Origin of the sequence: Streptomonospora nanhaiensis (assembly GCF_026642255.1) — a bacterium.
GTDB classification, from domain to species: domain Bacteria; phylum Actinomycetota; class Actinomycetes; order Streptosporangiales; family Streptosporangiaceae; genus Nocardiopsis; species Nocardiopsis tropica.
In genome coordinates, this window is record NZ_CP113264.1 from 2,858,946 (window position 1) to 2,873,276 (window position 14,331).

The following is a 14,331-nucleotide window of genomic DNA, read 5'->3' on the forward strand; positions in this document are numbered from 1 at the left end:
CGCCCGCGCGGGTTCTCGTCTGCGCCGACACCGTAGCGCTCCGCGGCGCGTTCCGGAACGGGCGCCCCCGCCCGCGACCGCACGTCGCCGGGCCGTGTCCTGCGGGCGGGGCGTCGGCGGGTCGGATCAGGGGGAGAAGGCGACGGACGCTGCGAGGTCCTTCTGGGACACGAGCGCCGTGAGGCGTTCGGTGAGCGCCGCGTGGACGGCGTCGTAGGTGTCCGAACCGAGGGCCAGACGCAGGGGCGGGTCGGGGTGGCGGGTGGTGTCGTGGACGACGGCGGCGATCCTGGCCGGATCGCCGGTGAAGGCGCTCCCGTCGGCGGTCTCCAGATGGCGCCGGATCGGTCCGACGGCGTTGTCGCGATAGGCGGCCGTTTCGGTGGTGTAGTCCAGGGCCGACGCGAAACCGGTGCGGGTGGCGCCGGGCTCGACGAGGGTGAGGTGGATGCCGAAGTCGCGGACTTCGCGGCTGACGCTCTCGGTGAAGCCCTCCAGCCCCCACTTGCCCGCGTGGTAGGCGCTGTGCGTGGGGATGCCGACCTGGCCGCCCACGCTGGAGATCTGGATGATCCGGCCGCCGCCCTGCTCGCGCATCGGCTTCAGGAAGGCCCGGGTGATCATCATGGGGGCGAGCAGGAGGACCTCGATCTGGTCGCGGATCTGCTCGGCGGTCATCTCCTCGGCGGCGCCGACGACCGCGTATCCGGCGTTGTTGACCACGATGTCCACGGGGCCGGCCCGGAGCGTCCTGCCGACCACCTCCTCGACGTCGTCCGGCCGGGCGAGGTCGAGGACCTCGACGGACAGCCGGTCGCCGTAGGTCCGGCGCAGGTCGTCCAGGGCCGAGGGGCGGCGGACCGTGGCCGTGACGCGGTCGCCGCTCCGGAGGGCGTGCTCGGTGAGGTGGCGGCCCAGGCCGCCGGAGGCGCCGGTGACGAACCAGTGGCGTACGGCCTTGTCCTGGACAGGGGGCACGGGAGTCTCCTGGAGTAGGGTTCTACCGGAACGTGTTCCGTTTGGACTTTAAGCGGAACGCGTTCCGGAATGCAAGCCGAGACGGACACGAAGGAACTCGCATGCCCGCCACCCCGCGCCGGACCAGGAGCGACGCGCTGCAGAACCGAGAGCGCCTTCTGGAGGTGGCCGCGCAGGTCTTCGCCGAACAGGGTCTGGACACCGCGCCGGCGGCCGTCGCCAGGAAGGCGGGTGTCGGCGTCGGCACGCTCTACCGGCACTTCCCGACCCGGGAGGCCCTCATCGAGGCCGCCTACCGGCGTGAACTCACCCACGTGTGCGAGAAGGCGGACGTCCTCCTCGACCGGCACCCGGCCCTCGAGGCGACCCGTGCGTGGATGGAGGACTTCATCCGCTACGCCACGGCCAAGAGCGGTATGTCCGAAGCCCTCAACACGGTCATCGCCTCCGGGGTCGACCCCTACCGCGACAGCCGCGCACTCCTCCTCGGCGCTGTCTCCACGCTCCTGGAGGCCGGTGCCCGGGACGGCAGCCTGCGAACCGATGTCTCCCCCGACGACGTCCTGCTCCTCATGGGCGGTGTCGCCTATTCCGCACGGCACGCCGCCGGGGAGCGCGTCCGCCCCCTCGTCGGCCTCCTCGTGGACGCGCTGGCCAAGGGCCCGGCGGAGAGCTGAGCCCGGGGCCCGGCGGAGCGCCGGAGCCCGTCCGGGGGCCGGTGGCGACCGCACCCTGCGTGCCGCGGGGCAGCCGAGCCGGCAACCCGCCGGACCACACGCCGGGCGCCCCCGGAACACCGCTCCGGGTGGCGCCCGGCTGTACTTTGCAACGGGGGACACAGCCGCCGTCGGACAACAGGGGGACGCACGATGGACGCCACCGCGCAGATCGGTGTCACGGGCCTCGCGGTCATGGGACGCAACCTGGCCCGCAACCTCGCACGGAACGGGTTCACCGTCGCCGTGCACAACCGGTCGGAAGCCAGGACGCGCGACCTGGTCGACGGGTTCGGGGACGAGGGCTCCTTCGTCCCGGCCTACTCGGCGGAGGACTTCGTCGCCTCGCTCGAACGGCCCCGCCGCCTCGTGGTCATGGTCAAGGCGGGCGGGCCGACCGACGCCGTGATCGAGGAGTTCGCGCCCCTGCTGGAGGAGGGCGACGTCATCGTCGACGGCGGCAACGCCCACTTCCTCGACACCCGGCGCCGCGAGGCGGAGCTGCGCGAGCGCGGCATCCACTTCGTCGGGGCCGGCGTGTCCGGGGGAGAGGAGGGCGCCCTGAACGGCCCGAGCATCATGCCGGGCGGGTCGGCGGAGTCCTACCGGTCCCTCGCGCCGATGCTGGAGCGGATCGCGGCCAGGGCGCCCGACGGCACCGCATGCGTGTCCCACGTGGGACCGGACGGCGCCGGGCACTTCGTGAAGATGGTGCACAACGGCATCGAGTACGCCGACATGCAGCTGATCGCGGAGGCCTACCAGCTGCTGCGGTCGGTCGCCGGGTACTCGCCCGAGCGGATCGCGGAGACCTTCCGCTCGTGGAACACCGGGCGCCTGGACTCCTACCTGATCGAGATCACCGCCGAGGTGCTCGCCCACCGCGACGGGGCCACGGGCGAGCCGTTCGTCGACGTGGTCCAGGACCGGGCGGAGCAGAAGGGAACCGGCCGCTGGACCGTGCAGACGGCCCTGGACCTCGGGGTCCCCGTGCCGGGGATCGCCGAGGCGGTCTTCGCGCGCTCGCTGTCGGGCGGGGCGGAGCTGCGGGAGGCCTCCCGCGCCCTGCCCGGCCCCGTGCCCGCACCGCTGGGCGAGGAGGAGGCGGCCCGGTTCGCGGACCGGGTCGAGCAGGCGCTGTACGCGTCCAAGCTGGTCTCCTACACCCAGGGCTTCCTGCAGATCGCGGCCGGGAGCGCCGAGTACGGCTGGGACGTGGACCCCGGCGCGGTGGCGGCGCTGTGGCGTGCGGGGTGCATCATCCGCGCCGCGTTCCTGGACCGTGTGCGCGACGCCTACGCGGCCCGGCCGGACCTGCCCAGCCTGCTGTCCGACGACGCGTTCGCGGAGGAGATGGGCCGGGCCCAGGAAGACTGGCGGCACGTCGTGGCCACGGCCGCCGCGCAGGGGGTGCCGACGCCGGGGTTCTCGGCGGCGCTGGCGTACTACGACGCGCTGCGCGCGGAGCGCCTGCCCGCCGCTCTGGTCCAGGGCCAGCGCGACTACTTCGGGGCGCACACCTACCGGCGTGCGGACCGCGAGGGGGTGTTCCACACGCTCTGGGCGGGTGACCGGTCCGAGGAGCGCGTGGACGGCTGAGCCCCGGCCGGGGGGGCGGCGGGCAGGGCCCTTGCCCCAGGGGCCCTGCCCGCCGTGGCGGCACCGGGTCGTCGGCCTGATCCGGCCGGGCGGTGGTCCATCGGCGCCCACGAGGCGTGCCGTCGTCCCTGCGCAGCCGGGGCCGTCCCCCGCTGCCACGGATGACGGATCCCGCCGCGCGGAAACCATGGCGCCTTAACCGGATGAAGATTTTCCAGGTGCGACGATCGCCGCCGACGAACTGCTGTTCCCGGGCCGGGGGGTCGATCCCCGTTCTCCTCGAAGAAGAAGCGGTGGGTGAGCCTTGCCGTGTCTGTGGAGTTGTCGAACCCGGTGATGGCACGGTGACATCGTTGACGCCCCCGGAAGGGCACTGTTCGGTCGGGCCTCATGCCTGTGTGGTCGGCCTCGCGCCACCTCTCCGACCTCTTCTCGCCGGGAAGGGATATCTCTTCGGGAAGTCCTTTATCCTTGTGTCCTGAACCCCTATGACCTGGTCGTGTGCTGTTCTGGACGGGCCGCGAGGGTTGGGCGGGTGAGAACTCGATGCCCATCGTTCTGGCTGGTCAGGGCCGGTTCTCCGGCTCGCCCCGGCGAAGCGGGTGTGGCTCGGCGTGCATTCACGCCCTGTTAGCCTGATGCGGCGTTCCGGTGCCCCCCCCCGCTCGGGATCGACCCGCAACGCCGGTCGCCCGGAAGATCGGTGCCGTCCCCATGTCCGCCTCCACGAACAAAGCATTGACGATGCCACTCGGAGGACGGTTCTGGGCCTTGTGGTCCGCCTCCCTGGCCTCGAATCTCAGCGACGGTGTGGCGATGATCGCGATGCCGTGGATCGCGTCTTCGCTGGCGCCCGACAATGCCGCTCTGGTGGCATTGGTGGCTGCGTTCGGGCGGTTTCCCTGGCTGTTTCTGGCGCTTCCCGCCGGAGTTCTCGTGGACCGGGCGCCCAGGTTCACGCTGATGGTCGCCTCCAACTCCCTCCGCATGCTGCTCTGGGGCCTTCTCGCCGTGGCGGTGTTCTTCGGATGGGTCTCGATCCCCCTCCTGGCGGTGTTCGCGTCGGCGTTCGGCGCGCTCGAGGTCTGTCACGACACGGCGGCCGAGACCGCGGTGACCTCCCTGGTCGCCAAGGAGAGGCTGGAGCGCGCGAACGGACACCTCCGATCCGGGGCCGTCGTGGCGCAGGAGTTCGGCGGCCGTCCGCTGGGCGGTCTCGTGCTGGCGCTCGGGTTGTTCGTCCCGTTCCTGTTCAACGTCGGCGCGCTGCTGGTATCGGTCCTGGCTCTGCTGCGGGTACGCGCCACCGCGCCTCCGGCCGACACGGCCACCACGCGGCAGGTCGCCGTCGGGTCCGTTTCCGGGCCCTTTGCGGCGACCGGCGCCCCACGTGGGCTCCGTGGTGTGGGGGCGGACCTGGCCGAGGGTGCGCGGGCCGTGTGGAATCAGCCGCTCCTGCGCGCGGTGGCAGTCGTCGCGGTGTTCGTGAACACCGCTTTCGCGACCATGCTCTCCACACAAGTCCTGTTCGTCCGCGACGCCTTGGGCCTCGGTCCGGCCGGCTTCGGACTGCTCATGGCCTTCGCCGCCGTCGGCGGGATCGTCGGGGGACAGGTCGTCTCCTGGCTGCGCGCCGCCCTCCCGTACGGAACGCTGCCGGTGGTGTGCCTCACCGGAAGCGGGCTTCTGTACCTGACGGTGGCGCTGTTTCCGAGCACGCCGGTGGTGGCCGGGGCGTACTTCTTCGCGGGTGGCCTGGTGCTGGGCTACGGGGTCGCGATGACCTCCGTCCGCCAGAGAGTCACGCCGGATCGCCTGCTGGGCCGGGTGAACGCCCTCATGCGCACCGTCACCTGGGGCATGAGCGCTGTGGGCATGGCGCTCGGCGGCGTGCTGGTGTCGTCCCTGTCCTCGTTCCTGAGCCAGGCGGACGCGCTCCGCGCTCCCTATGCCTTGGTGAGTGCGGTCTGTCTGGGCGTCGTGGTGCTCTTCGGTCGAAAGCTCACCCGTCTCGTGCGCGAGAACGACGTCTGAGCCCTCGCCCCTTTCCGGGAACCGTGCACGCCGCCGGTCCTCACCGCCGGGTGCGGTTGTCGGAGAGCCCGAGTTCCACCTCCGTCTTCGCCACGTACCCCGGGATCTGTTCCAGGGTGAGCGTGCGTTCGGGTGGCGGCTCCCGGTGCTCCGGGGCGGTCGTGCACCGCCCCGGAGCACCGGAGGGGTCAGTTCTGGCCGATGCCGGAGGTGATGGCCTTGGTGACGGCGGCGGTGAACTCGGTGGTGGAGGCGGATCCGCCCAGGTCCCGGGTGGAGGTGCCCGTGGCGATCGTGTCGGCGACGCCCTTCTCCATGATCTTCGCCGTGGTGGCGAGGGCGGGATCGTCGTGGCGGGCGGCGAGCCACTCGAAGAGCATCGCCGTGGACAGGATCATGGCGACCGGATTGGCGGTGTTGTGCCCCGCGATGTCGGGTGCGGAGCCGTGCGAGGCCTGCGCCATGGCCGTGTCTGCGGAGGAGTTGATCGAGGGGGCTGTGCCGAGCGAGCCGGAGATCTCGCCGGCCAGGTCGGAGAGGATGTCACCGAACATGTTCTCGGTGACGATGACGTCGAAGTCCTGGGCGCGGCGCACCAGGTGCACGGTCATGGCGTCGATGTGGAAGTCGTCCACCGCCACGTCGGGGTAGTCCTGGGCGACTTCCTGGCATACAGTCCGGAACAGGCCGGTGGTCAGTTTGAGCACGTTGGCCTTGTGGACGATGGTCAGCTTCTTACGGCGGGAGCGCGCCAGGTCGAAGGCGACGCGGGCGACGCGCTCCGTGGCGTGACGGGTGACGATGCCCATCGAGATCGCGGTGTCGGGCGTGGGCATGAATTCGCCGGTGCCGGCGTGAGTGTTGCGGTCGGCGTAGAAGCCCTCGGTGTTCTCGCGGACGATCACCAGATCGGCACTGTCGCACACCGCTTCGGCCCCGGGGAAACTCTTGGCGGGACGGATGTTGGCGAAGAGCTGGAAGTGCTTGCGCAGGGTGCCGGAGGGGTTCAGGGCGGACTTGTGCGGTTCGGGGTAGCTGACGGAGTCGTGCGGCCCAAGGACCCAGCCGTCGAGCGTCTCCAGAGCCCGCTTGGTCTCGTCCGGCACCGGGGCGCCGTGCGTGGTGATGGCTGAGGCGCCCAGCGGGAGCGCGACCCAGTCGATCGAGGCTCCGGCGGCCTGTGCCGCGGCGGTGGCGACCTCGATGGAGGAGGGGACGATCTCCGGTCCGATGCCGTCGCCTTCCAGCACGCCGAGGCGGTAGGTGGTGCTCATCTGCGGATCCTGTTCTTCCGTTGTCTTGGCGGAGGGGTGGGTTGTGTGCGCCCGCGGTGCGAGGGGCTGTGCCAGGGGGGTTCTCGCGTCGGACAACGCGGCCAGGGAACGGGTCGCGGCCTGCTCGCTTCCGCCGTCCTGGGTGTGTTCCAGGGTCAGCCAGCCGGTGAAACCGCTGCCGTCCAGTGCCTGCAGCAACCGCGGGAGCCGGGGGTCGCCCACCTCCAGCGGGCCCCGGGCGGCGGCTGCCGCGAGTTGGAGGCAGCCCGCGGAACCGGCGTGCTCGCCTACGACGGCGATCGGATCGAGGCCCTCGTGTTCCAGGTGGTGGGTGTCCAGCACCAGCCCGGCGCGGAGGGCGAGCCTGCGGGTGGCCGCCAGGGTTTCCTCCGGGGTGTGCCACAGGGAGGTGTTCCGACGCGACTGCGGCTCCAGCAGCAGTCTGCAGCCGTGGGCGGTCGCTTCCGCGGCCAGTCGCCGTACGGCTCGTTCGACCCAGTCGCGCTGCTTGTCCTCCAGACCGGGGAGGAAGACGCCGCGGGTCTGGCCGAGCGTGAGCGGCACGCCGAGCGCCCCGGCCAGACGGGCCGCGCCGAACAGCCGTCGGAGCGCGTGGTGGCGCACCTCCGGTGACGGGTCGGCCAGGGTCAGGCCGTCCTGTGAGGCGACCGGGCCGGTTCCGATGGCGAGCACGGCGAGTCCGGTACCGGCAACGGCGTGGGTGAGCAGGTCCGCGTCGTCGGCCGTCACGTCGCGCACCTGCACCTCCAGTCCGTCGAAGCCGAGTCCGGCGAGTGTTCGGGCGGCCTCGGCGAGCGGCGCGCCGAAGCCCAGCGGGACCGGGGCACGGCAGTCGTCCGAGGAGACGGTGTAGGCCACCGGCCAGGGCAGGAGGCCCCTCATGAGGCCGCTGCCGTCGTCGGCCGGTCCGGTTCGGTCGGGCCGGTGAGCAGACCGCGCAGCTCGACGGCGGCCGCCCCGGCGCCGTCCAGGACGGGGACGCCCAGCAGATCGGCCAGCGCGGGGCCGGCCGGGGCGAGGGAGTACTGGGCCAGCAGTACCGCCTGGACGTCGGCGGCTCCTGCGGAGTGGAGTGCGCGGGCCAGGTGCCGGGCAGCGGCCAGGGGGTCGTCGGCGCTCCCCGCGTCCTCGCTGAGCGCGGTCACGATCTCGACGGGGCGGTCCGATCGGACCGCGGGGGCAAGGGCTTCGAGCTGCGCGGCCGCGGCCGGGACGGCGGGTGGAGTGGAGGCGACCACGGCGATCCGGTCCCAGTCCCCGGCCAGGGCGACCCTGAACATCGCCTCGTCCGCCTTCAGGAGGGGCACGTGCCACAGGGTGCGGGCGGTGTCCACGACTTCGCCGTAGGAGGAGCAGGTCAGCAGTAATCCTTGGGCTCCTCCGTCCACCGCGTGCCCGATCAGGCGGAGCATGCGGCGGCGCAGTGCCTCGGTGAGGCGGCCGGCGGAGCGGGCATCGCCCAGGAGGCGGTCGTCCAGCAGGTTCCACACGCGGGCTTCGGGGAACTCCCGGTCGAACGCGCTCTTGGCGGTGCTGGCTCCGGTCGGCACGGCGTGGATCATGGCGACCAGGGGGCGGCTCTCGATCACCGGGGTTCCTCCTCTTCCAGGAGTCGGGCCAGGTGGTCTCATGCCTGGGCCTGCTCCGTTCGGCGTGGTGGGCGGGCGAAGGGCGGAGCAGGTCCCCGAGGCACGGGTGACCGTTCGGCTTTCTGCCGTGCGGCCACTGTAGGGAAAACCGGTCAACCGGTCAACCGGTTCTAAGAACAGGGGTCCGATTCGAGGAGAGTGCCCCCGGCTCGGCCGTCAGAGACCACTGCGCTGGTCGAGTGCCTCCTGCAAGCGCCTGGAGGCGCCCTCCATGTGATGGGCCATGGCCGCGCGGGCGGCTTCCGCGTCCCCCCGCTCAACCGCCTCGAAGATCGGAACGTGGTCGGCGTAGGCCACTTCGCGGGGTCGGACCGCGCCCGTGCGCTGGACCCAGCCGCGTTGGATCATGGCGCGCATCCCCTTGAGCACGTCGCGCAGGACCGTGTTCCCGGCGAGTTCCGCCAGGGTGGCGTGAAAGGCGGTGTCCGCCTCGGGGAACTCCTCGGCCGGGCACTCCCGCATCACCGTGAGGCGCGCTCGCAGCAGCTCCACGCCGGCGTCATCGCGTGCCCGGGCGGCCAGACCGGCCACGACCACCTCCAGCTCGGTGCGGGCCTGGAGCATGTCCCGGGCTCCGCGTTCCCCGAGCACCAGGCCGAGCTCGAAGAGCCGGTAGAGCACGTCCGAGTCCGTGCCGCGGAAGTAGGTCCCGCTGCTCTGCCTGATCTCCAGCAGCCCCAGGAAGCCGAGCGATTTGATCGCCTCGCGCACGGTCGGCCGGTTCACCCCGAGCATCTCGGCCAGCTGTCGCTCCGAGGGGATGCGCTCACCCGGTTCCACCTGGCCCGACGTGAGGTAGTCGATCAGCCGTCGTGACACCTCTGCGGCGAGCGGTTCCCGTGGCGCGACCATGATCTTCGAGAGCTCGGCCATGAATTTCCTCACTTCAAAGTATTGACGAGTCGGCCCGAGTCTAGTTACCTACCGGAAACAGGACGACCGGTTAACCGGTTTACCGGTACGCCGGAGTTGCTTCATGGCGCGCAAGGGCGCATGCGGCACTCCCCGGTCGGCGTCCGGGCCCGACGTCCCCGACGCCGGCACGCGATACGCGCCGACCGCGCCCACGACCCACGAGATCCACGCCGGCGATGCCTGGTGCCGCAGCCGCAGCCGAGCGCCCCGACCGGCTCGGGGCCCGCCCGTCGCGCTCCCCGCCGGGCTCATCCGAACCACGTGAACCGCGGCCGCCGCCTGTCCGGCGGTCCCGACCCCCGACCCCCGACCCCCGCCCCCCAGTAAGGAGCCATGATGCTCGCCGTCCTCGGCTTTGCCACTCTGGGCAGCTTCATGCTGCTCGTGATGCGGAAGTACCTCTCCGCCTTCACCGCCATCATGATCACCCCCATCGCCGCCGCCGTGATCGCGGGCAAGGGCGCCCAGCTCGGCGAGATGATCATCAGTGGTCTCGACACCGTCGCGCCCACTGCGGCCCTGCTGCTGTTCGCGGTCCTCTACTTCGGCCTGATGATGGAGGCCAAGCTCTTCGACCCGGTCTGCCGGGTCATCATCAGGGCCTCCAAGGGCGACCCTGTGCGCATCTGTGTGGGCACCGCCGTGCTCGCCCTCCTCGTCGCCCTGGACGGGGACGGCACCACCAGCTACATGATCATCTGCTCGGCATTCCTGCCGATCTACCGCCGCCTCGGCATGAACCCCCTCATCGTCGCCACCATCGCCGCCATGGCGCTGGGCACCATCTCGGGCACCACCCCCTGGGGCGGGGCCGCCACACGCGGCATCAGCGTCCTCCACCTGGACCCCACCGAGTACTTCGTCCACATGATCGGCCCGATGGCTCTGACCTCCCTGGCCATCATCGCCGTCGCCTACTGGCTCGGGCTGCGCGAACGCCGCAAGATCGACCCGGAGGAACTGGCCGCCTACAAGCTGGAGATCGCCTCCGGGGAAGCGCTCGCCACCGTCCGCGCCGACTGGCGCATGTGGTTCAACGCTGGTCTGACCGTGCTGTTGATGGTGCTGCTGATCCTCGGGGTCGCTGAACTGCTGGTCCTGTTCATGATCGCCTTCGTCATCGCCCTGCTCGTCAACGTCCGCACCATCGGTGACCAGCAGGACCTCATCAAGCGCCAGGCCGCCAACGCCGTTCCGGTCATGATCCTCGTTCTCGCCGCCGGCGTCTTCACCGGCGTCATGACCGACGCGGGCATGATCAGAGCCATGGCCGACACGGCGCTCGCCGTCGTCCCCGAGTCCATGGGCAACCTGATCCCCCTCGTCACCGCCGTCCTCGCCCTGCCGCTGGGCTTCTTCATGTCCAACGACGCCTACTGGTTCGGCGTCATCCCCGTGCTCGCCGAATCGGCTGCCCAATACGGCATCGATGCCAACGAGATCGCCCGCGCCGGAGCCATCGGCCAGATCCTCCACATGATGGGGCCCACCTCCGCGCCCCTCTGGGTCCTTCTCGGCCTGGTCAAGGTCGAACTGGGTGATTTCCAGAAGCACGCCCTGCGCTGGGGAATCCCCGTCTCCATCGCCTACATCCTCTTCGCCCTCCTCACCGGAGCCATCAGCATCACCTGACGCTGCTTCACGGACGATTCCGGAGGGGGAGGGCAGATGCGTCAAGATCGGAGGAGGTGTCGTGCCGGGTGTGAGGGAGGTTCCGGCATGCACCGGGCCTTGGGGAGCTGTGCCTCCGGGGCCGCGGTGCTCGGCCGTCTCCTCCCGAACTCCACGGGCGTCGGCGGCCGACCGCTGGGCGTCGGTGTTCCCACCGAGGCGGACGAGGCCGGGGGCACGGTCCGGGGCCGGGCCCGCAGCGGTGGGAGCGGACCGCGCGGTGGAGTTTTACACGCCCTGGGCGGGGGCCTGCGGGGGAGGCGGCCGGGCTCCGGCCGGGAGGGCCGCCGGTCGGCCTCCTTCGGGAGGGCGGACCGGCGGCCCCGGCAGGGTCAGCCTCGCGGGTCGGCGAGGGCCCCGACCGGCCCCTCGACCCGGTAGTCGTCCAGGGCGGTGACCGCGTACGCGGTTCCCTCCGGGGCGTCCTCGCCGGAGGGGAGCCCCTCCAGGGAGGTGCGGCCGGTCACCTCGACGAGGTTGTCGGCGGACAGGGCCTCGCAGCGGTCCTCCGCGTCCCCCGACGCGGCCAGGGCCGCCTCGTCCGGGTCGAGCCGGTAGACGGCGTAGGACCGGGCGCCGTCGACCTCGTCCCACTCCAGCCCGGCGCCGGCGCCGTCGCCGTCGGCGGTGGCGGTGGCGGTCAGCCCGGTCACGGCGCCGGTCAGGGGCTGCCCCTCGCGGGAGGGGTCGGCCACGGGCGGGAGCGCCGGGTCGGCGTAGTGCTCCTCGGCCAGGTGCTCGTAGGCCTCTTCGGCGGCGCCGGTGAGGGAGGTGAAGGAGAAGTAGACGTCGCCCCCGACCTCGGGGAAGTCCTCGGAGTAGTCGAGCTGGGTGCTGAGCGCGTCGTCCTCGCGCCAACCGCTCTCGCCGACCCGGTAGGCGGCCTGGCCGATGTAGAGGTCCACGCCGGTGCCCTCGACCTCCGAGGCCCACCAGGGGACGAGCTCCTCGTAGTCGGCGGCACCGAACCCGCGCTCCCAGTACAGCTGGGGGACGACGTAGTCGACCATCCCCTCCCTGATCCAGGTGCGGGTGTCGGCGTGCTGGGCGGCGTAGGACTCCAGGCCGGAGGTCGCCGACCCGGTGGGGTCGCTGCCGTCGTTGCGCCAGATGCCGAACGGGGAGATCCCGAAGCGGACCCACGGCTCGGTGTCCTGGATCCGGTCGTGCACGCCCTCCACGAGCCGGTTGACGTTGTCGCGCCGCCAGTCCTCGCGGTCGTCGAAGCCGTCGCCGTGCTCCTCCCAGCTGGCGTCGTCGTCGAACTCCTCCCCGTCCTTGGGGTAGGGGTAGAAGAAGTCGTCGAAGTGGACCCCGTCGATGTCGTAGCGCTCGACGACGTCCATGATGACGCCGGTGACCCACTCCCGGACCTCCGGGTTGCCCGGGTCGAGGAAGCCCTCGCCGCCGTACTCGACCAGCCAGTCCGGGTTCTCCTCGACCGGGTGGTCCTCGGCCATCTCCTCGATGTCGGAGTTCAGGCCGACCCGGTAGGGGTTGAACCAGGCGTGCAGCTCCAGCCCGCGCTCGTGCGCCTGCTCGACGGCGTACTCCAGCGGGTCGTAGCCGGGGTCGCCGCCCTGCTCGCCGGTGAGGTAGCGGGACCAGGGCTCCAGCTCGGACTCGTAGACCGCGTCGGCGGTGGGGCGCACGTGCAGGAAGACGGTGTTCAGTCCGAGTTCGTCCGCCTCGTCGAGGCGCTCGTCCATCTCGGCCCGCTGCTCGTCGGCGCTCAGCCCGGGTTCGGAGGGCCAGTCGATGTTGCCGACGGTGGTGAGCCACGCGCCGCGCATCTCCCGCTTGTCGTGGGCGGCCCGGCAGAGCGCGGCTCCGGGGCCCGCCCCGGGGTCGGTGGCGCCGACGAGCACGTACGCGGACAGCATGAGCCCCGCGGCGGCGCCCGCGGCCAGCCACCGGTTGCGCCAGCGCGGCGCCATTCCCGCACGTCTGCCTCGAGCCACGGGTCCTCCCCCTGAACCGCGGTGGCGTCGGGGCGACGCCACGCCGGGAATCAGGGTAGGACACTTGGTAACTTTTTGGACACTGATTCTGAAATCGGTGGTTTGAATCTCATTGAGGTGGGAATCGGGCGCAGCGTCGTGCGGCCCCGCGGGGGACCCGCCCGCCGCGGGGCGGGTCCCCCGCGGGCCGGGGCGGGCGGGGTCAGCCGAACTGGCCGGGCTGGTAGTCGCCCGCGGGGGTCTGGGCCATGACGTTCAGCCGGTTGACGGTGTTCATGAAGGAGATGAGGGAGACCAGGGCGACCAGCTGGTCCTCGTCGTAGTGCTCGGCGGCCTTCTCCCATGCCCCGTCGTCCACCCCGCCGGCGGCGTCGGCGATGCGGGTGCCCTGCTCGGCCAGTTCCAGGGCGGCGCGCTCGGCCTCGGTGAAGACCGTGGCCTCCCGCCAGACGGCGACCAGGTTGAGGCGCACGGCCGTCTCCCCGGCCCGTGCCGCCTCCTTGGTGTGCATGTCGGTGCAGAAGGCGCAGCCGTTGATCTGGCTGACGCGGAGCTGCACCAGCTCCTGGGTGGTGCGGGGAAGCGTCGATTCCCCGATGGCCCTGCCCGCCGAGGCGATGTGCTTCATGAGCTTCGTCGCGAGGGCGTTGCCGAAGAGGTCGAGTCGGGCCTGCATGGTGTTCTCCTTGCGGTGTCGGGGCTGACAAGGCAAGGACGGGAGCGGGCGGGCCGGGCGTGACATCCCCGTGGCCGCCGGGCGCGTGAGGTGGGTCACGCCCGGCCTTGCCCTGCCCCGGGTCCCCCGGGGGGCGGGGGCGTCCCCGCCTTCACCGGCGGCCTCCTCGGCGCGGTCAGGCCGGTGCGACGCTCCCCGGTTCGCGCAGCATCGCCATCGGGGCCGCGCCGCTCGCGCCCGCGACGATCTCCCCGTCCCCGAAACCGTGGCGGCGGTACAGGCGGCGGTTGTGCTCGGTGGACGAGACCAGGTACGCGGGCAGGCCCTCGCGGTCGGCCCGCTCCAGCCCGTGGGCCAGGAGGGCGCCGCCCACCCCCCGGCCGCGTCCCGCGGCGGAGACCCCGATCTGGTCCAGGTACCAGTGCCCGCGCTCGGGCCGGTGCCGTGCGAAGGCCCGCAGCACGGGGCGCGAGGACACCAGCCCCCGCACGCCCATGGCCCGGACGAGGGCACCGGCCTCCCGCAGGGTGGCCCACCCCGCCCCGGGCGCCCGGCCCGGACCCTCCCACACCGCGACCCCGACGATGCCCTCGCCCGGGACCTCGGCCACGTCCACCGCGCCGTGGCGCAGCGCCCCCTTGCGCATCAGGGCGGAGAAGAGCAGGGCCAGGCGTGAGCGCCGGTCCGGGCCGGCGGGCACGAAGTCGCGCAGGAGCGGGTCGTCCTCGAACGCCTCGGCCAGGATCGCGGCGGACGCCGTGACGTCGTCCGCGCCGGCCTGTCTGATGTGCATGATCGCTCTCCCGTCGTCGGTGGTGCCCACAGACTACCCCCATT

Annotated in this window: 11 protein-coding genes; 4 read left to right on the plus strand and 7 right to left on the minus strand. The window is 71.9% G+C overall.

Going from position 1 to position 14,331, the window contains the following annotated elements; translation table 11 throughout:
- Nucleotides 1-126: 126 nt before the first annotated feature.
- Nucleotides 127-978 carry an SDR family oxidoreductase gene (locus OUQ99_RS12290; protein WP_267949570.1) on the minus strand — a complete coding sequence of 284 codons (852 nt, stop codon included), beginning with the start codon at nt 976-978 and terminating at the stop codon, nt 127-129.
- Between the two features lie 101 nt (nt 979-1,079).
- On the opposite strand from OUQ99_RS12290, the gene OUQ99_RS12295 reads away from it, so the two are divergent.
- The 3 genes from OUQ99_RS12295 (at nt 1,080) to OUQ99_RS12305 (ending at nt 5,327) form a co-directional block, all read left to right on the plus strand.
- Nucleotides 1,080-1,655 (plus strand): TetR/AcrR family transcriptional regulator, encoded by a 576-nt coding sequence (locus OUQ99_RS12295; RefSeq protein ID WP_267949571.1) that lies wholly within the window; start codon nt 1,080-1,082, stop codon nt 1,653-1,655.
- A gap of 192 nt (nt 1,656-1,847) precedes the next feature.
- Nucleotides 1,848-3,293 carry an NADP-dependent phosphogluconate dehydrogenase gene (gndA, locus tag OUQ99_RS12300; protein ID WP_267949572.1) on the plus strand — a complete coding sequence of 482 codons (1,446 nt, stop codon included), beginning with the start codon at nt 1,848-1,850 and terminating at the stop codon, nt 3,291-3,293.
- A 714-nt stretch (nt 3,294-4,007) separates the two neighbouring features.
- Entirely contained in the window at nt 4,008-5,327 is a 1,320-nt protein-coding gene (locus OUQ99_RS12305; protein WP_267949573.1) for an MFS transporter, read from the plus strand.
- A gap of 188 nt (nt 5,328-5,515) precedes the next feature.
- Here the strand turns inward: OUQ99_RS12305 and OUQ99_RS12310 are convergent, their stop codons facing one another.
- From OUQ99_RS12310 to OUQ99_RS12320, 3 genes are all read right to left on the minus strand, one after another.
- Nucleotides 5,516-7,504, minus strand: a complete 1,989-nt coding sequence (locus tag OUQ99_RS12310; RefSeq protein ID WP_267949574.1) for an isocitrate/isopropylmalate family dehydrogenase — start codon at nt 7,502-7,504, stop codon at nt 5,516-5,518.
- Nucleotides 7,501-8,211 carry an aspartate/glutamate racemase family protein gene (locus tag OUQ99_RS12315; protein ID WP_267949575.1) on the minus strand — a complete coding sequence of 237 codons (711 nt, stop codon included), beginning with the start codon at nt 8,209-8,211 and terminating at the stop codon, nt 7,501-7,503. Before OUQ99_RS12315 ends, OUQ99_RS12310 begins: the two co-directional genes overlap by 4 nt.
- Nucleotides 8,212-8,427: 216 nt before the next feature.
- Nucleotides 8,428-9,144, minus strand: a complete 717-nt coding sequence (locus tag OUQ99_RS12320) for a FadR/GntR family transcriptional regulator (protein WP_267949576.1) — start codon at nt 9,142-9,144, stop codon at nt 8,428-8,430.
- A gap of 378 nt (nt 9,145-9,522) precedes the next feature.
- Between OUQ99_RS12320 and OUQ99_RS12325 the strand changes: the two genes are divergently transcribed.
- On the plus strand, nt 9,523-10,818 hold the full coding sequence (locus tag OUQ99_RS12325; RefSeq protein ID WP_267949577.1) for a CitMHS family transporter: 1,296 nt from the start codon (nt 9,523-9,525) through the stop codon (nt 10,816-10,818).
- Between the two features lie 371 nt (nt 10,819-11,189).
- On the opposite strand, the gene OUQ99_RS12330 is transcribed toward OUQ99_RS12325, so the two are convergent.
- The 3 genes from OUQ99_RS12330 to OUQ99_RS12340 all read right to left on the minus strand — a co-directional run bounded on the left by OUQ99_RS12330 (nt 11,190) and on the right by OUQ99_RS12340 (nt 14,287).
- Complete coding sequence (locus OUQ99_RS12330; protein ID WP_267950357.1) at nt 11,190-12,794, minus strand: glycoside hydrolase family 10 protein; 1,605 nt, start codon at nt 12,792-12,794, stop codon at nt 11,190-11,192.
- Nucleotides 12,795-13,020: 226 nt separating this feature from the next.
- A complete protein-coding gene (locus OUQ99_RS12335) occupies nt 13,021-13,494 on the minus strand; it encodes a carboxymuconolactone decarboxylase family protein (RefSeq protein ID WP_267949578.1) in 474 nt (157 codons plus the stop codon).
- Nucleotides 13,495-13,669: 175 nt separating this feature from the next.
- Nucleotides 13,670-14,287 (minus strand): GNAT family N-acetyltransferase, encoded by a 618-nt coding sequence (locus OUQ99_RS12340; RefSeq protein ID WP_267949579.1) that lies wholly within the window; start codon nt 14,285-14,287, stop codon nt 13,670-13,672.
- Nucleotides 14,288-14,331 lie beyond the last annotated feature (44 nt).

What these genes read in the sequence shown, in the direction of transcription:
- OUQ99_RS12340 (WP_267949579.1), bottom strand. Translation starts at nt 14,287, where the DNA reads ATGCACATCAGACAGGCCGGCGCGGACGACGTCACGGCGTCCGCCGCG.
- OUQ99_RS12325 (WP_267949577.1), top strand. Translation starts at nt 9,523, where the DNA reads ATGCTCGCCGTCCTCGGCTTTGCCACTCTGGGCAGCTTCATGCTGCTC.
- OUQ99_RS12305 (WP_267949573.1), top strand. Translation starts at nt 4,008, where the DNA reads ATGTCCGCCTCCACGAACAAAGCATTGACGATGCCACTCGGAGGACGG.
- OUQ99_RS12330 (WP_267950357.1), bottom strand. Translation starts at nt 12,794, where the DNA reads ATGGCGCCGCGCTGGCGCAACCGGTGGCTGGCCGCGGGCGCCGCCGCG.
- gndA (WP_267949572.1), top strand. Translation starts at nt 1,848, where the DNA reads ATGGACGCCACCGCGCAGATCGGTGTCACGGGCCTCGCGGTCATGGGA.
- OUQ99_RS12295 (WP_267949571.1), top strand. Translation starts at nt 1,080, where the DNA reads ATGCCCGCCACCCCGCGCCGGACCAGGAGCGACGCGCTGCAGAACCGA.
- OUQ99_RS12310 (WP_267949574.1), bottom strand. Translation starts at nt 7,504, where the DNA reads ATGAGGGGCCTCCTGCCCTGGCCGGTGGCCTACACCGTCTCCTCGGAC.
- OUQ99_RS12335 (WP_267949578.1), bottom strand. Translation starts at nt 13,494, where the DNA reads ATGCAGGCCCGACTCGACCTCTTCGGCAACGCCCTCGCGACGAAGCTC.
- OUQ99_RS12320 (WP_267949576.1), bottom strand. Translation starts at nt 9,144, where the DNA reads ATGGCCGAGCTCTCGAAGATCATGGTCGCGCCACGGGAACCGCTCGCC.